Genomic DNA, 20995 nt, shown 5'->3' on the forward strand with positions numbered 1-20995 from the left:
GAATCCCGTCATTTGGTCGCCATCTTCTTCAGTTCGGCGGCAGCCTGCATGAAGCCGCCCACGCCATAGTTGTAGCTCGACGCCGGCCGGTAGTGAGCCGGCTCGGCGCCGGTCTGCTGGATGCCGCCCAGGCGCCCGTCCGCGTAGATGTGCTTCGTCACCAGCGCCGTCCACGCTTTCTCGATCACGGGGCGGTAGGTCTTCTCGTCCAGGTAGCCGTTGTTCACGCCATAGGCCATGCCGTGGATGAACATCGCCGCACCCGACGTTTCCGCCAGCGGCCACGCCTGCGGATCGAGCAGGCCGGCATGCCATTCGCCGTTCTCGTCCTGGATGGAGGCCAGCTTGGCCGACATCTCCTGCAACTGCTGCACATAGAACTGCCGGTTCGGATCATCCTTCGGAGTCAGTTCCAGCACCTTGGCCAGGCCGGCCATCACCCAGCCTTCGCCGCGCGACCAGAAGATCTTCTTGCCGTTCGGCTCGCGCTTGTTCGGGTCCTCGTAAGCCGTGTCGCGGGCGAACAGGTGTTCTTCCTTGTCGTACAGCAGGTCGTAGGTTTTCTTCCACTGTTCATGCACGTAGTCGGCGTAGCGCTGCTCGCCGGTGGCCTGCGCCATCTTCAGCCACACGGGCGGCGCCATGAACAGCGCGTCGCACCACCACCACGGCAGGCGCGGATCGTTCGGGCGCAGCGTATCCAGGTCGATCAGCACGTCCAGGTACTTCTTCAGCGTGGCGATCTTCTCCGGGCTGGGCTCCTGCAGGTACAGCTCCAGGTACATCTGGCCGATGCTGATGTCGTCCGCGTTCGGGTACTGGCCGGCACGCAGCGACCAGTCGAAGCCCTTGGCCAGCTTCAGCATCGCATCGCGGTATTTCGGATCGCCGGTCGCCTTCGACGCATCCATGAAACCGGCATAGGTGACGCTGGCGGTCCAGATCTGGTCGGTGTATTCCATGGTGCGGCGCAGCTGCCAGTCGGCCACCTTGCGCAGCACCTTGTCGATATCCTTCTTCGTGATGGCCGGCGACAGGTCCTTGGCCAGCGGGCCGGCATCCTCCGGCGCGTCGCCGAACTTGCGGCGGATATCCTTGTCGATGATCGCCTGCATCGCGGCGGTCGGCTGCGGATAGTCGACCTTCGGCGACTGGGCATACAGCGCGCTGCTGGCGCACAGGGTCAGAACGGCAACGGCCAGCGTGCCAAGGCGTTGCTTCATGGGTTGCTTCATGAGTCGATTCATGCGTTGTTTCATGACTTGTCCTGTTCTTCAAAGCTCTTCTTGGAGGGGTCTTCCTTGATCGGGCGAGGCTGCACGACGAAGCTGCCTGCGGCGAGGCCGCGCACGGCCCGGCCGTCTTCCAGCTCGACTGGCTTGCCCAGCGCCAGCTTCGCGTTCTCGAATGTCCAGTCGGCGATATCGTAGATGTGGCCACCCTGCTCGGCCTGGATATCCAGGTTCTTCAGCGTGAAGCGCGTGGCCGGCTTTTCCTTGTAGCTGTCCACTTCGAAGGCGGTCTTCGCACCGGTCGCCGTGATGTTCCAGATCTGCACGTCGCGCAACTGGGTCATGCCCTGCTCCTTCGGCACCTGCGTGGCCAGCACCTTCCAGTACGGCGGCACGTCCTTCACGTCGTCAGGGATCTTCGCGTAGCTGTAGCTGGGGTTCCAGTTCATCGTCACGCGCAGCACCACGGGCGTGCCCTTCATCGTGAAGTCATGCAGGCGGATGTTCTCGCCGAAGCCGCCGCGCGTGTGGGCCGACTTGAACAGGATGCCGACCGGTACCTTGTCGAGCACCGTGATGTTGTAGGCCTCGACGTTGCGGAAGCCGCCCGAGGTCTCGCTGCCGAACGTGAAACCAGCCGCGCCGGAGCGGACGATCGAGTCGCGCACCACCACGTCTTCCGTGCGGCGCGCCACGCGCAGGCCATCCGAATCGCGGCCGGCCTTCATGCACAGGGCGTCGTCGTTGACGTCGATATCGGCGTTCTGCACCAGGATCTTCTTCGAGGAATCGATGTCGATGCCGTCGGTGGACGGGCCCAGGCCATCCTGGTTGTTGCGGATGATGACGCCGTCGACGGTCACGCCTTCCGAGTAGCAGATGTGCACGGTCCAGAAGCCGGCGCGCTTGAGCAGCAGGCCGCCGCCCAGCTTGACGTCCTTCGAGTCGAATACCTGGATCAGGCGCGGGCGCTGCGCATCGTAGTCGGAAGCCCAGCGCAGGCCGCGCGGCTCGTACTGCTTGCGCAAGGTCCAGTAGCTGTCCCAGAACACCTTGCCGTCGCCATCGATGGTGCCTTCGCCTTCGATCTTCGCGTTGGTTTGCTGGTAGACGTTGACTAGCGCCGCCGGCCATTTCATCTCGATGCCGGCGATGCGGGTGGGCAGCACCGGGTAATCCTTGATGTTTTGCGATCCCAGCAGCGTGACGCCCTTGCCGACCTTCAGCGTGACATTGCTCTTCACGAAGATCGAGCCGGTCAGGTAGGTACCGGCGGGGAATGTGACGGTGCCGCCCTGCTTCGCCGCGGCATCGATGGCGGCCTGGATGGCCTTCGTGTTCATGGTCTTGCCGTCGGGTTTCGCGCCGTATTTGGCGACGCTGAAATCAGCGGCGTGGGTTGCATTGGACATCATGCTGAACGCGGCGGACAGCATGAGTGCTGCGAGCGCGCGTAGCCAGTGAATCATGGGTCTCCTCCTGTGTTTTTATGGCAAGGAGGCGGATTGCATGCCAGACCCAAGTGCAAAATCCGGGGTCAGACCCGGCGGGTCTGACCCCAGCCTTTCGCTTCTGGGGTGAACGCATGCGCTGTCGGCGCGCAGGCTCCTGGTACCGTAATCCACCATCCGGACGTGCAAAAGCCCGCCCACGGCCGAAGCGTGGGCAGGCATGAACGTCAAGGCTTAAACGATCCCGCTGCTGCTGGCGCCGGCCTTGGCCGGGCGCCGCTCGGCGGCGCCGTCCCGGTAGCCGGAAGAGCGGTACGCGGCGACCGGGTCGGCGGCACCGCCGGCACGCACGCGGGCCATTGCGAGGATCGCCGACACGTCGGTACGGTAGGCTTTCTTCAGCGTTTGCGCGGCGTTCAGCACGTCGTTCGATTCCTGGAAACCGCGCAGCGCGTTGCGGTCCACCAGCGCGGCCTGCACGAAGGCACGCTGCACTTCCACGGCGGACGACATCAGGCTTTCGATCGGATCGGTCACGTTGTGCGACTGGTCCAGCATGTAGGCCGGGTTGAAGTCCGTGGCGCCGCTCTTCGCGCGTTCCGCCGCGTCAGCCAGCTCGTTGAACACCAGGAACAGCTGGAACGGGTTGATCGAGCCGGAATCCAGGTCGTCGTCGCCGTACTTGCTGTCGTTGAAGTGGAAGCCGCCCAGTTTGCCGAACTGCGCCAGGCGCGCCACGATCATCTCGATGTTCGTGTTCGGCGCGTGGTGTCCCAGGTCGACCAGGCATTTCGCCTTCGGGCCCAGTTCCGTGGCGCAGGCGAAGCTGGTGCCCCAGTCGGCGATCACGGTGGCGTAGAACGCCGGCTCGAACAGTTTATGCTCGATGAACACGTTCCAGTCGGCCGGCAGCGCGCCGTAGATGTCGCGCATGCTGTCCAGGTAGCGCTCCAGCGAGCCGCGCAGGTTGTTCTGGCCGGGGAAGTTGGCACCGTCGCCCACCCACACGGTCAGCGCCTTCGAGCCCAGCTTCTGGCCCAGTTCGATGCAGTCGATGTTGTGCTGCACGGCTTGCGCGCGCGCCGCACCCGATTGCGCGGACAGGCTGCCGTACTTGTAGGTGTGGTCCTGGCCCTGCTGGTCCTGGAAGGTGTTCGAATTCACGGCGTCAAAGCCCAGGCCATAGCCGTCGGCGATTTCCTTCAGCGCTGCCGGGTCGTCGGTGCGGTCCCACGGGAAGTGCAGCGACACGGCCGGCGTGGCGCGCGTCAGCTGGTTGATCACGGCGCAGTCTTCCATCTTCTCGAACACGTTGCGCGGTTCGCCGCGGCCCGGGAAGCGGGCGAAGCGGGTGCCGCCGGTACCGGCGCCCCAGCTCGGCACGGCCACGGCGAAGGTGCCGGCCAGCGCCGTCAGCTTCTCGATGTCGACGCCGCGGCGCGCCAGCATGCCGCCCAGCGCGTCGTAGTCCGCCTGCAGGTCCGCCTGCTGCTGCGCGTTGTGCTCGGCCACCATATTAGCGTCGATCACGGGATTCTTAATGTCGGTCATGTTCGTCTCCTTCAAGTACCGCCGCCGCGACGGGGCGCGGCGGCTTGCGTTTGGCTATTGGTATTATCTTGCTAAATGCGTCTGCTGGATGCGTCGGCTGAACAGCGATCAGCGCGTGAACGCACCGGCGTTGCCGGCATCCACGTTCAGCACGTTGCCGGTGCTCTTCGCGGCCTTGTCGCTGGACAGGAAGTACACGGCTTCGGCGATATCTTCCGGCAGCACCGAGCGCTTCAGCATGCTGCGGTCGCGGTAGAAGGCTTCCACGTCGTCCGCCTCGATCTTGTTCGACTGGGCGCGTTCCTGCTTCCACTTGCCGTCCCAGATCTTCGAGCCCTTGATCACGGCGTCCGGGTTGACCACGTTGACGCGGATGCCCAGCGGTGCGCCTTCCAGCGCCACGCAGCGCGCCAGGTGGATCTCGGCGGCTTTCGCGGTGCAGTAGGCCGATGCGCCGGCCGAGGCGACCAGGCCGTTCTTCGAGGCGACGAACACCATCGAACCGCCCAGCTTCTGCGTCTTCATCATGCGGAAGGCGGCGCGGCTGGCCAGGAAGTAGCCTTTTACCAGGATGTCCTGGTTGCGGTCCCACACTTCCAGCGTGGTGTCTTCCAGCGGTGCCGAGGAAGCGATGCCGGCGTTCGAGATCAGCAGGTCGACACCGCCGAAGCGCAGCGCCGACTCGGTGAACACGGCTTCCACCTGCTCTTCGCTGGTGATATTGCCGGTGATCGTGGCCACGTTGTCCTTGCCGGCCACCTTGGCCAGCGAGCTTTTCGCCTCTTCCAGCGCGCCGCCGTCGATGTCGGTCAGCAGCACGCAGGCGCCTTCGGACAGCAGCTGCTTCGCCACCGCCTGGCCGATGCCGCCGGCGCCGCCGGTGACGACCGCGATGCGGCCGGCCAGCGATTTCGGCTTCGGCATGCGCTGCAGCTTTGCTTCTTCCAGCAGCCAGTATTCGATGTCGAACGCTTCCTGCTCCGGCAGGCCGACATACTTGTCGACGCCGTTCGCGCCGCGCATCACGTTGATCGCGTTGACATAGAACTCGCCGGCGATGCGCGCGGTGGCCTTGTCCTTCGCGAACGACAGCATGCCCACGCCCGGGATCAGGTAGATGATCGGGTTGGCGTCACGCACCGCTGGCGAGTTGTCGCGCTTGCAGCGGTTGTAGTACGCGGTGTAGTCGGCGCGGTAGGCTTCCAGCGCGTCGTCCAGGCCGGCGGCCACGGCATCGAAGTCCGGCTTGGTCGGGTCGAAGTCGACCACGAACGGGCGGATCTTGGTGCGCAGGAAGTGGTCCGGGCACGAGGTGCCCAGCGCCGCCAGCGGTGCCAGGTCGGCGCTGTTGACGAATTCCAGGATCGTGTCGGAATCCTCGAAGTGGCCCAGCTTGTATTCGGTCTTGCTGATCTTGCCGCGCAGCAGGGGCATCAGTTTCGCGGCGAACGCGGCGCGCTCGGCCGGCGGCAGGGACTGGTGCTTCTGGCCGCCGAACACCGGTTGCGCGATATTCGCTTCCAGCCATTCCTCGGCGCGCTTGATGATCGCCAGCGTGGTTTCGTAGGCTTCCTTGGCGGTGTCGCCCCAGGTGAACAGGCCGTGGCCTTCCAGGATGATGCCTTTCAGCTGCGGCTGTTCGGTCGACAGTTTTTCCAGGTCCAGGCCCAGGTCGAAGCCGGGGCGCTTCCATGGCAGCCAGCCCAGCACGCCTTCGAAGATCTTTTCCGTCAGCGCGCGGCTGTTGGCGGTCGCGGCGATCGCGATCACGGAATCCGGGTGCATGTGGTCGACATGCTTCTTGTTGATGTAGGCATGCAGCGGCGTATCGATCGATGCGGCGCGCGGGTTCAGGTTGAACGTGGCGTGCGGCAGGTAGCCGACCATTTCATCTTCGTGCTCCAGGCCGCGGTAGCGCTTCTTCAGCGCATGCAGCTTGTCCAGGTACAGCGTCGAGAAGCCATCCAGTTTGATGCTGCCCAGGTCGCCGCCCGAGCCCTTGACCCACAGTACCTCGACTTGTTCACCCGTCAGCGGGTCTTCCATCATCACCTTGGCCGATGTGTTGCCGCCGCCGAAGTTGGTGATGCGCAGGTCCGAGCCCAGCAAATTGGAGCGGTACAGCAGCAGCTCCGGTTCGCTCATCGTTGCGGCCTTCGCGTCATCCCACAGCGACGTGATGGGCTGTTTCTGCTTCGGTTGGTTCATGTGGTCTCCATCGTTGATTTGCATTCGGTTTTGCCCCCGTTTCCGCTCATTTTCCGGCCGGTCAAGCAAGCGGAGTCAGTAGAAATCAGAGCCCTCGGGGGTGTCAATGCACAAGCGATCAACATCGTGACCAAGAATGAATTAATCATTTACTTGAGCGAAATGATCAGAACGTGACAAGGCATTTTGGAAAAAATCATACATTTGAGCGCAGGATGATTGACCGGTCACTTTGAATGGGTTTAGGCTTGCCCTTAATAAATAGACCACTCCCGGCATCCGCCGCGAAGTAGGATCACGACAAGGAGACGGAAACATGGTGAATCACAAGCGCCGTAAACGTTTGCTCAAACTGCTCGCCGAGCACCAGAATGCCAGCGTTCCCCAGCTGGTCGAATGGCTGAGCGCTTCCCCCGCCACCGTGCGCCGCGACATCAGCTGGCTGGCCGCGCGCAACCTGCTGACCCGCACCCGCGGCGGCGCGGCGAACCTGGCGCAGAAGAAGCGCAACCTCACGCTCACGAGCGAAACCTTCGAACACAACATCCAGTGCTTTGCCGACCGCAAGCGCGCCATTGCCCGCTACGCGGCCGGCATGTGCGAGGAAGGCGAAACCATCGTCATCAACGGCGGCACCACCACGTTCATGATGGCGGACTTCCTGGTCGACAAGCACCTGAAGATCCTCACCAACTCGTTCCTGATGGCCGAGCGCCTGCTGCTGTCGTCGGAAAACGAAGTGATCCTCCCGGGCGGCAAGGTGTACCGTGAGCAGAACGTGATTCTTTCGCCGTTCGACAACGACATCACGCAGCACCACTACGCGGCGAAGATGTTCATGAGCGTGTATGGCCTGTCGCTGCTGGGCCTGATGGAAGCGGACCCGCTGCTGATCCAGGCCGAGAAGCGCCTGATCGGCCAGGCCGAGGAACTGATCGTGCTGGCGGACAGCTCCAAGTTCGCCAAGAAGGCCGGCCTGATCCTGTGCGGCCTCGATCGGGTGTCGTGCGTGATCACCGATACCAATGCGTCGGATGCCGCCGTCCAGCTGCTCGAGCAGTCCGGCGTGAAAGTCGTGACCGTGCAGCCGGAGCCCGTGCCGACCCAGGTGGCGTCGCTGCAGTTCTCGCACGGCTACGACTTCCCCGCATCATCGCTGTTCCATCCGGAGGCTGCACATTGAAACGCAAGACTTTTATCTACGCGGCGCTGGCCGCCGCGGTCAGCGCGGCCTGCATGACGGGCTGCGGCCAGAAGAGCGACAACGCCGCCGCCGGTGCCGGTGGCGCGAATGGTGAAAAAATCCGCATTGCGATGGTCGTGAAAAGCCTGGGCAACGGCTTCTTCGATGCGGCCCACACGGGCGCCAAGGAAGCTGCCGGCCAGCTGAAGGACGTGGAAATCATCTACACCGGCCCGACCACGCCGTCGGCCGAAGGGCAGATCGAAATCGTCAACTCGCTGATCAGCCAGAAGGTCGATGCGATCGTGATTTCCGCCAACGATCCGAATGCGCTGGTGCCGATCGCCAAGAAGGCCATGCAGCGCGGCATCAAGGTGGTGTCGTTCGACAGCGGCCTGGCGCAGGAAGGCCGGCTGATGCAGCTGAATCCTTCCAACGCCGAACTGATCGCCCGCAAGCAGCTGCAGATGGCGGCCGGCTCGATTGGCGGCGCCGGCGAGATCGCGATCCTGTCCGCTTCGGCGCAGGCCACCAACCAGAATATCTGGATCGACGTGATGAAGTCGCAGTTGGCCACGCCCGAATTCTCCAAGCTCAAGCTGGTGGCCACCACCTATGGCGACGACCAGTCCGACAAGAGCTACCGCGAGGCGATCGGCCTGCTGCGCAGCTACCCGAACCTGAAGGCGATCATCGCGCCGACCACGGTCGGTATCGTGGCGGCATCGAAGGCCGTGGTCGACGAGAACGTGGTCGGCAAGGTGTTCGTCACGGGCCTGGGCCTGCCCTCCGAGATGGCCGGCCACGTGAAGAGCGGCGCCGTGAAGGAATTCGCGATCTGGAATCCGATCGACCTGGGCTACGCGGCCACCTATGCCGCGTATGACTTCGTCAAGGGCGCGCCCGATGCCAAGGCGGGCGGCAAGTTCGCCGCGGGCCGGATGGGCAATATCGCGATCGACGCGAAAGGCGAGGCCGCGATGGCCGAACCGTTCACGTACAACCGCGACAACGTCGACAAATTCGCCAAGATCTTCTAAGCCATGCAACAGACAACGAACACACCTGCCGGGAGTGCCATCCCGGCGGGCGAGGCCGTGCTGCGCCTCGAGGGCATCTGCAAGCGCTTCGGCGGCATCACCGCGCTCAATAAAATGGCACTCACGGTGCGCGCCGGCGAAGTCATGGCCCTGCTGGGCGAGAACGGCGCGGGCAAGTCCACCCTGGTGAAGACGCTGACCGGCATCTACCAGCCGGACGAAGGCACCATCACGCTCAATGGCCAGCGCGTGCAGTTCGCCAACGCGCAGGATGCGATGCATGCCGGGATCACGGCGGTGCACCAGGAAAGCGTGATGTTCGACGAGCTGACCGTGGCCGAGAACATCTACGTGGGCCGCCAGCCGCAAAAGGGTGGCCGCATCGACTGGGGCCGCATCGAACGCGAGGCCGAGCAGCTGTTCGCGCGGCTCGAGGTACCGCTACCTGTGCGCACGAAGGTGAAAGACCTGTCGGTGGCGCAGCGCCACTTCGTCGAGATCGCCCGCGCCCTGTCGCAGGATGCCCGCGTGGTGATCCTCGACGAGCCGACCGCCGCGCTGTCGCAGCGCGAGATCGGTGAGCTGTACCGCATCATCAATCAGTTGAAGGCGGCCGGCACGGCCATCATCTTCATCACCCACAAGTTCGACGAGATCTACGCCGTGGCGGACCGCTACACGGTGCTGCGCGATGGCCACTACATCACCGAAGGCGTGCTGGCCGACATCACCGAAGGCGAACTGGTGTCGCTGATGGTGGGCCGCGCCGTGACGCAGGCGTATCCGAAGGCGGACGTGACGCCGGGCGCCACGCTGCTCGAAGTAAGGAATTTCTGCCATCCCACCGAATTCGACGACGTCTCCTTCTCGCTGAAGAAGGGCGAGATCCTGGGCTTCTACGGCCTGGTGGGCGCCGGCCGCTCGGAAGTGATGCAGGCCCTGTTCGGGCTGACGAAACCATCGCGCGGCACGGTGCTCATCGACGGCAAGGAAGTCAAGATCGGCTGCGCCGCCGAGGGCATCGCGCACGGCATCGCCTACGTGCCGGAAGACCGCCAGCACCAGGGCGCGCACCTGACGATGCCGATCCTGCACAACATCACGCTGCCGATCCTGGACAAGATGGGCTGGTTCCTGCGCGGCGGGAAAGCCAAACGCGAGTCGCTGGGGGTGGCGCGGCTGTACAGCGAGCAGCTGGAACTGAAGGCGCACCACCTGCGCCAGAACGTGTCCGAACTTTCCGGCGGCAACCAGCAGAAGGTCGTGCTGGGCAAGTGGCTGGCCACCAATCCGAAAGTGATCATCCTCGATGAACCGACCAAGGGCATCGACATCGGCTCGAAGGCGGCGGTGCACCGCTTCGTCGGCGAACTGGTGCAGCAGGGCCTGTCGGTGATCCTCGTCTCGTCCGAACTGCCGGAAGTGCTGGGGCTGTCGGACCGCATCGTGGTGATGCACCAGGGCCGCGTCGAGCGCGTGTATGCGCGCGGCGAGGCGACACCGGAGAATGTTTGCGCGGCCGCCTCGGGCGCCGTGCTGGAGGAAGCGGCGTGAAAGCAATGAAAAGGGAAATGCTGCTGGCCGCGTCCATCGTGGTATTGATCATCGGCGTGGGCATGCGCGCACCCGTGTTCATCACCGGTGCCAGCCTGGCCAACCTGCTGACGGACAGCACGCTGCTGGTCATGCTGGCGCTGGCGCAGATGCTGGTGATCGTCACGCGCGGCGTCGACCTGTCGGTGGCGTCGAACCTCGCCTTGTCGGGCATGGCCGCCGCCCTGCTGGCCGCCAACAATCCTGGCCTGCCGCTGCCCGTGATCGTGCTGGCCGCCGCCGCGCTCGGCCTCGTGCTGGGGCTCGTCAACGGCTACCTTATCGGCTACCTGGACTTGCCGGCCATCGTCGTCACGCTGGGTACGATGAGCGTGTACCGCGGGCTGGTGTTCGTGCTGTCCGGCGGCGCGTGGGTGTCGTCGCACCAGATGCCGGAAGCGTTCATCGCCTTCCCGCTCACGAAGTTCCTGGGCGTGACGAACCTGGTGTGGATCGCGTTCATCGTGGTGTTGGCCGCCTGGTACCTGGCCAGCCACAGCCGCTTCGGCCGCGACCTGTACGCGGTGGGTAACGCGCCGTCGTGCGCCCGCTATGTCGGCATCCCGATGGCGCAGCGGCTGCTGTGGACCTACGGGATTTCCGGACTGGTGGCCGGCGTGTGCGGCTACCTGTGGGTGGCGCGCTACGCGGTGGCCTACACCGAGATCGCCTACGGCTTCGAATTCACCGTGATCGCCGCGTGCGTGATCGGCGGCATCAACATCGCCGGCGGCACCGGTTCCGTGGCCGGCGCCGTGCTGGGCGCGCTGTTCCTGGCCGTGATCGGCAACGCGCTGCCGGTGGTGAAGGTATCGCCGTTCTGGCAAAGCGCGCTGACCGGCGCCGTGATCCTGGTCGCCGTGCTGATCAACGCCCGCGACCGCAAGAAGGAAGGCCGGCAGATCCTGCCGCTGCACCTCGACAATCACTCCTCGCCAACCGCACCTGTCCGGAGCGCCGCGTGAACACCATGACCGCCACCACCAATACGACCGAACCCGCGAACCCGCCGGCCGCCGGCAAATCCCGGTACACCATCCTCGACCAGCCGAAGCTGGGCATCAAGGGCGTGCTGGGCAAATGGGAAACCCTGCTGGCGCTGCTGTTCCTGCTGGCCTTCGTCACCAACGGCATGCTGCTGCCGCACTTCCTCGATCCGTATAACCTGGCGGACGGCACCTTCAACTTCAGCGAGAAGGCGCTGATCGCGCTGCCGATGGCGCTGCTGATCATCTGCCGCGAGATCGATATCTCGGTGGCCGGCATCCTGGCACTGTCGTCGGTGGCGATGGGGCTGGCGATGAACGCCGGCTTCCCGCCCGCCTCGCTGCTGTTCGTGGCGCTGGCCACTGGCGTGGCATGCGGCACGCTGAACGGCGTGCTGGTGACGCGCTTCGGCCTGCCGGCCATCGTCGTCACGATCGGTACCGTGTCGCTGTTCCGCGGCCTGGCATCCGTGGTGCTGGGCGATAAAGCCTTCACCGGCTACCCCCAGGTGATGACGGACTGGGGCCAGGGCTACTTCTTCGACTTCATCCCGCGCGAATTCGTGATCCTGCTGGTGTTCGCGGCGCTGTTCGCGTTCGTGCTGCACGCCACGCGCTGGGGCCGGCGCATCTACGCGATCGGCAACAACCCGGTCGCCGCGCGCTTTTCCGGCATCGAGGTGGACCGCTACCGGATGGTGCTGTTCATGCTCACCGGCGCGATGGCCGGCCTGGCGGCCTTCCTGCTGACGGGCCGTATCGGCAGCACGCGCCCGAACATCGCCATGGGCTGGGAGCTGGAAGTGATCACGATGGTGATCCTGGGCGGCGTATCGATCGCCGGCGGCGCCGGCACCATCGGCGGCGTGATGCTGGCCGTGCTGACGCTGGGGACCGTGACGTATGGCCTGTCGATGGCCAATATCCCGGGCATCTACATGACGATCGTGATCGGGCTGCTGTTGCTGGTGACGATCGCGCTGCCCCGTCTCTTGCGTGGAAAGAAAGTAGCCAAATGACCGTTGATCAATCAACTTCGGCAATCATCGTCCTCGATATCGGCAAGACCAACGTCAAGCTGGCGCTGATCGACGCGGCCGGCGAGCAGCTGGCCGAGCGCCGCAAGGCCAACACCGTGCTGCGCGACGGACCATATCCGCACCATGACACGGAAGGCATCTGGAACTGGATGCTCGACACGATCGCGGAGTTCGCGGCCACCGCGCCGGTGCGGGCGATCGTGCCGGTGACGCATGGCGCCACGGCGGCGCTGGTCGATGATTCCGGGCTGGTACTGCCGGTGCTCGACTACGAGTTCGAGCCGCCGGCCGCGCAGCGTGCCGAGTACCTGGCGGCCCGCCCCGCCTACGACACGACGTATTCACCGTCGCTGCCGGCGGGCCTGAACCTGGGCCGGCAGCTGGCGTGGCTGGCATCGGCCTTCCCTGCCGACTTCGCGCGCACGAAGCACATCCTGATGTATCCGCAGTACTGGGCATGGCGCCTTTCCGGCGTGGCCGCCGGCGAGGTGACGTCGCTCGGCTGCCATACCGACTTGTGGCAGCCTTCGCGCCAGCAGTATTCGCAGCTGGTCGAGCAGTCGGGCTGGAACCCGCTGATGCCGCCACTGCGCAATGCGTGGGATGCGCTGGGGCCCGTGCTGCCCGCGCTGCGCGAGCGCCTCGGCTTGCCGGCCGATTGCCAGGTCGTGTGCGGCATCCACGACAGCAATGCCTCGCTGCTGCGGCACCTGGATGCGACGGGCAGCCATGCGGCGCCGCCGGCCATCCTGTCGACCGGCACGTGGGTGATCGCCGCCCTGCCCGGCGGCCAGCTCGACGGCTTGCAGGAAGCCTCGGACATGCTGGCCAACTGCAGCGCGCTGGGGCAGCCGGTGCCGTGCATCCGCTTCATGGGCGGCCGCGAGTTCGGCGCGCTGGCCGGCACGGACGCGGTGCCGTGCAGCGTGGCCGACCTGCAGCAGATCATCGACCAGGGCACGTATGCCCTGCCCGCGTTCGCCGAAGCGGGCGGCCCGTTCGCCGGGCGCAAGGGCACCGTCGTCGGCCCCGCCCTGCCCACCGATGCCGAACGCACCGCGCTGGCCACGCTGTACTGCGTGCTGATGAGCGACTGGTGCCTGACCGCGCTGGGCTCGGCGGGCGACATCGTCGTCGAAGGCAGCTTCACCAACAACCCGCACTTCGCGCCGCTGCTGGCCGCACTGCGGCGCGGCCAGCAGGTTACCGTCACCGACGATGCCAGCGGCACCACGTGCGGCGGCTGGATGCTGGCGCACTGGGGCACCGCCCCCGCCGTGCGCTCGCACGCCGCCGATCCCATCGCGCTGCAGGGCTGGGCGCAATACCGGGAACGGTGGCTCGCGCAGCTGGGCTGAAGATCAGGAATGGACCGGCATGCCGTTAGGTTAAGCGTCATCCGCCACATTCAATGCATGCATTCACCCCAACAGCGAAGGGCTGGGGTCAGACCCGCCGGGGTGAAGCAGGGGTTTCGCGAAGCATGCTTCGCGCCTGCGCAACGGTACTGGCCTGCAGGCCAGTACTCCTCTCTGACCCGGAATATGCACTTGGGTGGAATCGGTTTTCGTGTGCGCTGACCGGGAACGCCGGGGAAAACCGGTGTCTGACACTATTTCCGGGTGAATCGTCCGAAAATAGTGTCAGATACCGTGTTGGAGCTCAAGCTGTTTGTTCAGATGGTTCGGATCAAATGGCTTGCCCGAGCGGACAACGCCGTACATTTGGTGCACGAGTTTGCGCATGACGGCAGCGATCACCGCCATCTTTGCCATGCCAGAAGATTCCAGCCGGTTGGCAAACTCACTTAGCAGTGGATTCTTCCTAATCGCGGTCATTGCTGGCATGTAGAGAGCCGCTCGCAGGTCTCGGCACCCCATTCGACTGATCGTAGTTCTGCCTCTGATCGAGCTGCCAGATTGCCTTTGGCGTGGCGTTACACCGATGTAGGCAGCCAATTCTTTGGCGCTTCCAAAGCGTCGTAGGTCACCCACACGACCGAGTACCTTGGCCGCGGTACCGCGGCCAAGGCCTGGAATGGATTCGATCAACTCGGCGTCGCGTTGCAGATCGGGGTGGCGATCGATGTGATCATCGATGTCGTTCTCGAGCTGCTTGATTTCCTTGTCTAGCCATTTCAAATGCGTCTTCGCATGAGCTGCGACCTCGCCTTGGTTAGCGAACTCGAGCGCTTCAATACGATTGGCCTGTTGCTGTCGAATGTCCTTCAACGACGCCAGGTGTTCGTTCCACGCTCTCAACTGCCGCTGCTCAGGCGACGGGGCCTGCCACAGCGCTGGCTGTATCGCTGCACAATAACGCGCAATAACAGCAGCATCGGCTTTGTCGTTTTTGTTCCGGATGATCAAACTCTGGCCAAATCCCTTGACGCTGGCCGGGTTGACCACGCTGACCTTCAGCCCCAAGTCTACTAGCGCTAGTGCGGCTGGCTCGCTGTACACTCCCGTCGACTCCATGCAAACATGGACCAAATCCAGCGTAACACCCTGATTCTTCAGCCATTTTCCTAGCTCTGCATAACCATCCCGGCTGTTCGGGAATACCTTGCTTTTGAGCTTTCCATTCACCAGCAATGCAATATCAAGCTTGCTTTTGCTGACATCAATTCCTACAACTGGCGTACCTACCTCATTCATTTGTCGACCACCCTCGTATGCAGGCTCGAAGCCTAAGATACCGTCCGGACTTAACAATGAAAAACAGGCAGAGGCGCCAATCTGACACACAGGCTCGGGGCCTCAGACACCATCGACGTCACTCTGCCTGGCCGTTTCCTTCAGCGGTAATTTTGCCAAAGAATCGACAGGGACATCATACGAGACACCAGGCAAGCCGTAACGGTGCCTGTCACAGCCTTCTCAGCGCAACTTGTCCGCCACAGGCACGCCGAACTCCGGCATCCCATCCGCCTTCCAGTTGATCACCTGTGCCCGCGTGTGCCGGTCTGGGTTGCGCAGCGGGTCGCCGGCGATGTCGCGGTAGTTGCGCGCATGGTAGACGAGGATGTCGGTCTTGCCATCCGCCGTGGTGGTGAACGAGTTGTGGCCCGGGCCGTACTGGCTGTTTTCCACGCTGCTGGCGAATACGGGCCGGGGCGACTTGGTCCACGACTTGCGGTCCAGCAGGTTGGCTCCGACGGGCGCGGTCAGCATGCCCAGCGCGTAGTTGGCATCGGTGGCGGAGGCCGAATAGGTCATGAACACGCGGCCGTTCTTCACCAGCACGGCCGGCGCCTCGTTCACGTGGTGGCCCACCTGCTCCCATGCGTATTCCGGCTCGGTCAGCAGCACGGCCGGCCCGGCGATCGACAGCGGCGTGTCCATCGGCGCGATATAGATGTCGGTCTGCTTCTTGCCGCTTTCCTTCGGGCGCTGGGTCCACAGCAGGTAGCGCTTGCCGTCCAGCGCGAAGGTGGTGGCATCGAGCGCGAACGACTCCCAGCCCGTCTTCAGCTGGCCGCGTTCCTTCCATGGCCCGCGCAGCGGATCGTCCGACTCGCATTCGAGCACGTACAGGCGGATTTCCCAGATCGCTTCCGCGCGGCCGGCGGTGAAGTAGATGTACCACTTGCCGTCGATCCGGTGCATCTCGGGTGCCCAGACATGCGCGCCCATCTCTCCCTTGGCATGCTTGCGCCACACCGTATGCACCTCGGCCTTGCCCAGTTCATCGAGCGAACGGGCGCGCCGTACTTCGATGCGGTCGTATTCCGGCACGGTGGCGGTGTAGTAGTACCAGCCGTCCGGCTGCAGGGTCACGTGCGGATCGGCGCGCTGTTTCACCAGCGGGTTGTGGAATGCCGGCACGGCGGCGGAAGCGGAAGCGGAAGCGGCGGCGGGGGCGCCGGCAAGCAGAAGCGCCGCCAGGGCGGCCGCGCCTGCGCATATGGCTTGTCTCGTCATTGTGTTATCGGTGCGATGCGGTGAGCCATCGTTATACCGCCAATGGCACGGCGCGTCCATGCATCGCTCAGCGACTTGCGCGAAGGCGCCACGGGACAGGAAAACAAAAAACAAAAACCCGCCGGGCTTGCGCCACGGCGGGTTTTTTCATGTCGGCCAGGCCGGCAGGATTACGCTTCGCGCGATGCCTTCTTGCGCTCGTGCTCTTTCAGGAAGCGCTTGCGCAGGCGGATCGACTTCGGCGTGATCTCGACCAGCTCGTCGTCCTCGATGAATTCCACCGCGTATTCCAGCGACATCTGGATCGGCGGCACCAGGCGCACCGCTTCGTCGGTACCGGACGAACGCACGTTGGTCAGCTGCTTGCCCTTGATCGGGTTGACCACCAGGTCGTTGTCGCGCGAGTGGATGCCGATGATCATGCCTTCGTACACCGGGTCGTTGTGCGACACGAACATGCGGCCGCGATCCTGCAGTTTCCAGATCGCGTAGGCGACGGCGGCGCCGTCATCCTGCGAGATCAGCACGCCGTTGCGGCGGCCAGCCAGCTCGCCACGGGTGTTGTCGACCGGAGCGTAGGCATCGAACACGTGGCTCATCAGGCCGGTGCCGCGCGTCAGCGTCATGAACTCGCCCTGGAAGCCGATCAGGCCACGGGCAGGAATGCGGTACTCGAGGCGCACGCGGCCCTTGCCGTCCGATTCCATGTTCTGCAGGTCGCCACGGCGGCGGCCCAGTTCTTCCATCACGCCACCCTGGTTGACTTCTTCCACGTCGACGGACAGGTTTTCATACGGCTCGTGGCGCACGCCATCGACCATCTTGAACACCACGCGCGGACGGGACACGGCCAGCTCGAAGCCTTCGCGGCGCATGTTTTCGATCAGGATCGTCAGGTGCAGTTCGCCGCGGCCGGACACTTCGAAGATCGTGTCGTCGTCGGTCGGTGCCACGCGCAGTGCCACGTTGGCCTTCAGTTCCTTGTCCAGGCGGTCGCGCAGCTGGCGCGAGGTAACGAACTTGCCTTCGCGGCCGGCCAGCGGCGAGTTGTTGACCATGAAGTTCATCGTCAGGGTCGGCTCGTCGACGGTCAGCATCGGCAGCGGGTCCACGGTGTCCGGTGCGCACACGGTCGAACCGATGCCGATTTCCTCGATACCGTTGATCAGCACGATGTCGCCGGCGACGGCTTCGTCGACCAGCACGCGCTCCAGGCCCTTGAAGTTCAGCACCTGGTTGATGCGGCCCTTGATCGGGGTGGCGCCGGGGCCGTCGACCACGACGACATCCTGGCCGGCCTTGACGCGGCCACGGGAGATGCGGCCGATGCCGATCTTGCCCACGTAGGACGAGTAGTCCAGCGACGTGATCTGCATCTGCAGCGGGCCGTCCGGATTGTCGTCACGCACCGGCACGTGCTTCAGGATCGCTTCGAACAGCGGCTTCATGTCGCCGCCGCGCACGTCTTCGGTCAGGCCGGCATAGCCGTTCAGGCCCGACGCGTAAACGATCGGGAAGTCCAGCTGCTCGTCGTTGGCGCCCAGCTTGTCGAACAGTTCGAACGTGGCGTTGATCGCCCAGTCGGCGCGCGCGCCCGGACGGTCGATCTTGTTGACCACCACGATCGGCTTCAGGCCCAGCGCCAGCGCCTTGCGCGTGACGAAACGGGTCTGCGGCATCGGGCCTTCCTGGGCATCGACCAACAGCAGCACCGAGTCGACCATCGACAGCACGCGCTCCACTTCGCCGCCGAAGTCGGCGTGGCCCGGGGTGTCGACGATATTGATGTGCGTGCCTTCGTACTCAACCGCGCAGTTCTTCGACAGGATCGTGATGCCGCGTTCCTTTTCGAGGTCGTTCGAGTCCATGACGCGGGTATCGACCTGCTGGTTTTCACGGAAGGTGCCAGACTGGCGCAGCAGCTGGTCCACGAGGGTCGTCTTGCCGTGGTCGACGTGTGCGATGATGGCGATGTTGCGAATTGCGCGTTTAGTATTAGACATGGTCATTGTGTTTGTAAAAACGGGTGGGACGCCGAAGCTGCGGTTGACTCGTCAAGTTACTCGCGAAGTTACTCGTAGAGTTACTCACGAAGCTATTCGTGAAGTTACTCGCGAAGTTACTCGTGAAGTTACTCATAAGCTGACGTCTGCTGAGCAGGCGCCCCGGCAAATGCGGATGCACTGAACCCACTAGTATAGCATGGGCTTGTGACAGCTCAAAGACAGCCGGCGTTGTGTGACCTGGCCCACCGACCGGCGGTTGCCAGACTGGCATCATGCCCAGATTCTTCCTTGGATACCGATGAGCGATCGAACGCCTGATCCGGCCGCCGTGTTCGGCGCCCTGCCCGCACCCTACGTGCTGCTGACCCCCGACTTCACGATCGTGCTGGCCAGCGATGCCTTCCTGCGCGCCAATGGCTGGCAGCGCGAGCAGCTGATCGGCCGGGACGTGTTCGCCGTGTTCGCCGCCCTTCCCACCGATCCGCAGGCCAACGCGCGCACCATGGCCAACCTGCGCGCCTCGCTGGCCAGGGTGCTCGACACCAGGGCGCCGGACGAGATGGCGGTGCAGCGCTACGACATCCCCCTGCCCGGCCAGCCGGCCCTGTTCCAGCAGAAGTACTGGAGCGCCGTCAATTCGCCGGTGCTCGACGATGCCGGCGATGTCGCGTATATCGTGCACTACGTGAAGGACGTGACGGCGCGCATGCGCGGCACGGCGCGGCGCGATGCCTTGCGCAGCCTGGCCGATGCATGGCGCGACGTACGCGCGCCGCGCGAGATCGTGCGCACGGCGCTGGAGATCCTGGGTGAAGTGCTGGGCGTGAGCCGGGTCTCCTTCGGCCGCTACAACGACGCCACCGATACACTCTACGTGGGGCCCGACTGGTGCACGCCCGGCATCCCGTCGCTGGAGGGCACAGTGCACCTGCGCGACTTCGGCTCGTTCGTGGACGAAATGCTCCGCGGCGAGGCGGTGGTGGTGCACGACGTGGCGCAGGATCCCCGCACGGCGGCGCACGCGGGGCCATTCAGGCGCCACCACGCCCAGTCGTTCGTCGACATTCCCGTGATCGAACAGGGCCGGCTGAAGAGCATCCTGGTCGTCAGCGATACGGTGCCGCGCCAGTGGGCCGGCGAAGACGTCACGCTGATGCGCGAATTCGCCGAGCGTATCCGCACGGCCAGCGAGCGGGCGCGCAGCATGGAAGCGCTGGCCACCAGCGAGGCGAAATTCCGCAGCATCACGAACGCCATGCCGCAGATGGTGTGGTCGACGCTGCCGGATGGCTGGCACGATTACTTCAACGCGCAGTGGTACGACTACACGGGCATGCCGCCCGGCTCCACCGATGGCGTGCGCTGGAACGAGATGTTCCATCCGGACGACCGCGAACGCGCCTGGGCCGCATGGCAGCACAGCCTGGACACGGGCGATGTGTACGAGATCCAGTACCGGCTGCGGCACCGCTCCGGCGAGTACCGCTGGACGCTGGGCCGTGCACTGCCGGTGCGTGACGACACCGGCCGCATCATCCGCTGGATGGGCACCTGCACCGACATCCATTCGCAGAAGCTGGCCGAGGATGCGCTGCGCGAAGCGGCGGCGCGCAAGGACGAGTTCCTGGCCATGCTGGCGCACGAGCTGCGCAACCCGCTGGCGCCGATCGGCACCGCCGCGCAACTGCTGCAGGGCGGGCTGGCGGACGAGAAGACGCGCATCGCCGCCAGCAACATCATCTCGCGGCAGGTGCGGCACATGGCGCACCTGGTGGACGACCTGCTCGACGTGTCGCGCGTCACGCGCGGCCTGGTCCAGCTGAACATGGCGGACCTCGACCTGGCCGAGGTGGTGGCCAGCGCCGTCGAGCAGGCCATGCCGCTGATCGACGAACGGCGCCACGCCCTCGACCTGGACTTGCCCGACACCCCGGCAAGGGTGCACGGCGACCGCACGCGCCTGGTGCAGGTGATCGCCAACCTGCTCAACAACGCGGCCAAGTACACGCCGCACAGCGGCCGGATCGCGCTGCACCTGGACGTGGTGGACAGCCACGCCCGCGTGACGGTGCGCGACAACGGCAACGGTATCGCCCCCACGCTGCTGCCGCACATCTTCGACCTGTTCATCCAGGGTGAACGCAACCCCGACCGGGCACAGGGTGGACTGGGGCTGGGATTGACGCTGGTGAAGAGCATCACCATGCTGCATGACGGCTTCGTGACGGCGCACAGCGATGGCCCGGGCCGGGGCAGCGAATTCGCGATTCACCTGCCACTGCTCGAAGGCGTGCCGGCGCCGGCGCCGCGCGCCCCTGCCGAGACGCGGCGGCCGGCGGCACGGGCGCTGCGGCTATTGGTCGTGGAAGACAATCCGGATGCTGCCGGCGTGCTGGCCGAACTGCTGCGCTCCGAGGGGCACGACGTGGCCGTGGCCGAGGATGCGGAAGCGGCGCTGCGCCGCGCCGACCTGGCGGCGACCGACGCCTTCATCCTCGACATCGGCCTGCCCGGCATGGATGGCTACACGCTGGCGCGGCACCTGCGCGCCGATCCCGCCACGGCCGGCGCCACGCTGATCGCGCTGACCGGCTACGGCCAGCCCAGCGACCGCGCCCAGTCGCACGCCGCCGGCTTCAACCGGCACCTCGTCAAGCCCGCCGATCCGGCCGAGCTGCTGCTGGCGTTGCAGGCCGTGTAGCCGGCGCGGCCTGGTGTCGGACATTTTTTCCGGGCGCTTTATCCGGAAAAGGTGTCGGACACTGATACCGTTACATCAAGC

14 protein-coding genes are annotated in these 20995 nt (G+C 64.8%); 7 read left to right on the forward strand and 7 right to left on the reverse strand.

Annotated elements, in window-relative coordinates:
- Positions 1 to 8: 8 nt before the first annotated feature.
- The 4 genes from EYF70_RS22720 to EYF70_RS22735 form a co-directional block, all read right to left on the reverse strand.
- Positions 9 to 1223 carry a glycoside hydrolase family 88/105 protein gene (locus EYF70_RS22720; RefSeq protein ID WP_131147427.1) on the reverse strand — a complete coding sequence of 405 codons (1215 nt, stop codon included), beginning with the start codon at positions 1221 to 1223 and terminating at the stop codon, positions 9 to 11.
- Positions 1224 to 1255: 32 nt separating this feature from the next.
- Positions 1256 to 2701, reverse strand: coding sequence for a glycoside hydrolase family 28 protein (locus EYF70_RS22725; protein ID WP_165497773.1), 1446 nt, complete (start codon positions 2699 to 2701; stop codon positions 1256 to 1258).
- A gap of 216 nt (positions 2702 to 2917) precedes the next feature.
- Positions 2918 to 4234: an L-rhamnose catabolism isomerase gene (rhaI, locus tag EYF70_RS22730; protein WP_131147428.1), complete on the reverse strand. Its 1317-nt coding sequence runs from the start codon at positions 4232 to 4234 to the stop codon at positions 2918 to 2920.
- A gap of 108 nt (positions 4235 to 4342) precedes the next feature.
- A complete protein-coding gene (locus EYF70_RS22735; protein ID WP_131147429.1) occupies positions 4343 to 6442 on the reverse strand; it encodes a bifunctional rhamnulose-1-phosphate aldolase/short-chain dehydrogenase in 2100 nt (699 codons plus the stop codon).
- A 316-nt stretch (positions 6443 to 6758) separates the two neighbouring features.
- Here EYF70_RS22735 and EYF70_RS22740 point away from each other — a divergent pair, with 316 nt between their 5' ends.
- The 6 genes from EYF70_RS22740 to EYF70_RS22765 are packed head-to-tail and all read left to right on the forward strand — an operon-like array spanning position 6759 to position 13642.
- Entirely contained in the window at positions 6759 to 7625 is an 867-nt protein-coding gene (locus tag EYF70_RS22740; RefSeq protein WP_131147430.1) for a DeoR/GlpR family DNA-binding transcription regulator, read from the forward strand.
- A gap of 53 nt (positions 7626 to 7678) precedes the next feature.
- Positions 7679 to 8665 carry a rhamnose ABC transporter substrate-binding protein gene (gene rhaS, locus EYF70_RS22745; RefSeq protein ID WP_131149285.1) on the forward strand — a complete coding sequence of 329 codons (987 nt, stop codon included), beginning with the start codon at positions 7679 to 7681 and terminating at the stop codon, positions 8663 to 8665.
- A gap of 3 nt (positions 8666 to 8668) precedes the next feature.
- Positions 8669 to 10219 (forward strand): sugar ABC transporter ATP-binding protein, encoded by a 1551-nt coding sequence (locus tag EYF70_RS22750; RefSeq protein ID WP_131147431.1) that lies wholly within the window; start codon positions 8669 to 8671, stop codon positions 10217 to 10219.
- Between the two features lie 5 nt (positions 10220 to 10224).
- Positions 10225 to 11223, forward strand: coding sequence for an ABC transporter permease (locus EYF70_RS22755; protein ID WP_131149286.1), 999 nt, complete (start codon positions 10225 to 10227; stop codon positions 11221 to 11223).
- A 5-nt stretch (positions 11224 to 11228) separates the two neighbouring features.
- On the forward strand, positions 11229 to 12263 hold the full coding sequence (locus EYF70_RS22760; protein ID WP_131149287.1) for an ABC transporter permease: 1035 nt from the start codon (positions 11229 to 11231) through the stop codon (positions 12261 to 12263).
- Entirely contained in the window at positions 12260 to 13642 is a 1383-nt protein-coding gene (locus EYF70_RS22765) for an FGGY-family carbohydrate kinase (protein WP_131147432.1), read from the forward strand. Before EYF70_RS22760 ends, EYF70_RS22765 begins: the two co-directional genes overlap by 4 nt.
- A gap of 285 nt (positions 13643 to 13927) precedes the next feature.
- On the opposite strand, the gene EYF70_RS22770 is transcribed toward EYF70_RS22765, so the two are convergent.
- The 3 genes from EYF70_RS22770 to typA all read right to left on the reverse strand — a co-directional run bounded on the left by EYF70_RS22770 (position 13928) and on the right by typA (position 18210).
- A complete protein-coding gene (locus EYF70_RS22770) occupies positions 13928 to 14941 on the reverse strand; it encodes an IS110 family RNA-guided transposase (RefSeq protein ID WP_131147433.1) in 1014 nt (337 codons plus the stop codon).
- Positions 14942 to 15163: 222 nt separating this feature from the next.
- Positions 15164 to 16207: a glycoside hydrolase family 43 protein gene (locus EYF70_RS22775; protein ID WP_131147434.1), complete on the reverse strand. Its 1044-nt coding sequence runs from the start codon at positions 16205 to 16207 to the stop codon at positions 15164 to 15166.
- Between the two features lie 170 nt (positions 16208 to 16377).
- Positions 16378 to 18210 (reverse strand): translational GTPase TypA, encoded by a 1833-nt coding sequence (typA, locus tag EYF70_RS22780; protein ID WP_131147435.1) that lies wholly within the window; start codon positions 18208 to 18210, stop codon positions 16378 to 16380.
- Positions 18211 to 18511: 301 nt separating this feature from the next.
- Here typA and EYF70_RS22785 point away from each other — a divergent pair, with 301 nt between their 5' ends.
- Positions 18512 to 20914 (forward strand): ATP-binding protein, encoded by a 2403-nt coding sequence (locus tag EYF70_RS22785; protein WP_131147436.1) that lies wholly within the window; start codon positions 18512 to 18514, stop codon positions 20912 to 20914.
- Positions 20915 to 20995 lie beyond the last annotated feature (81 nt).

This window comes from Pseudoduganella albidiflava (assembly GCF_004322755.1).
Classification (GTDB): domain Bacteria; phylum Pseudomonadota; class Gammaproteobacteria; order Burkholderiales; family Burkholderiaceae_D; genus Rugamonas; species Rugamonas albidiflava.

Bases quoted from the DNA above. Each gene is read 5' to 3' on its own strand.
- EYF70_RS22765 (WP_131147432.1), top strand. From the start codon at position 12,260: ATGACCGTTGATCAATCAACTTCGGCAATCATCGTCCTCGATATCGGC.
- EYF70_RS22725 (WP_165497773.1), bottom strand. From the start codon at position 2,701: ATGATTCACTGGCTACGCGCGCTCGCAGCACTCATGCTGTCCGCCGCG.
- EYF70_RS22760 (WP_131149287.1), top strand. From the start codon at position 11,229: ATGACCGCCACCACCAATACGACCGAACCCGCGAACCCGCCGGCCGCC.
- EYF70_RS22775 (WP_131147434.1), bottom strand. From the start codon at position 16,207: ATGACGAGACAAGCCATATGCGCAGGCGCGGCCGCCCTGGCGGCGCTT.
- EYF70_RS22740 (WP_131147430.1), top strand. From the start codon at position 6,759: ATGGTGAATCACAAGCGCCGTAAACGTTTGCTCAAACTGCTCGCCGAG.
- EYF70_RS22785 (WP_131147436.1), top strand. From the start codon at position 18,512: ATGAGCGATCGAACGCCTGATCCGGCCGCCGTGTTCGGCGCCCTGCCC.
- rhaS (WP_131149285.1), top strand. From the start codon at position 7,679: ATGACGGGCTGCGGCCAGAAGAGCGACAACGCCGCCGCCGGTGCCGGT.
- EYF70_RS22770 (WP_131147433.1), bottom strand. From the start codon at position 14,941: ATGAATGAGGTAGGTACGCCAGTTGTAGGAATTGATGTCAGCAAAAGC.
- EYF70_RS22735 (WP_131147429.1), bottom strand. From the start codon at position 6,442: ATGAACCAACCGAAGCAGAAACAGCCCATCACGTCGCTGTGGGATGAC.
- rhaI (WP_131147428.1), bottom strand. From the start codon at position 4,234: ATGACCGACATTAAGAATCCCGTGATCGACGCTAATATGGTGGCCGAG.
- typA (WP_131147435.1), bottom strand. From the start codon at position 18,210: ATGTCTAATACTAAACGCGCAATTCGCAACATCGCCATCATCGCACAC.
- EYF70_RS22750 (WP_131147431.1), top strand. From the start codon at position 8,669: ATGCAACAGACAACGAACACACCTGCCGGGAGTGCCATCCCGGCGGGC.
- EYF70_RS22720 (WP_131147427.1), bottom strand. From the start codon at position 1,223: ATGAAGCAACGCCTTGGCACGCTGGCCGTTGCCGTTCTGACCCTGTGC.
- EYF70_RS22755 (WP_131149286.1), top strand. From the start codon at position 10,225: ATGAAAAGGGAAATGCTGCTGGCCGCGTCCATCGTGGTATTGATCATC.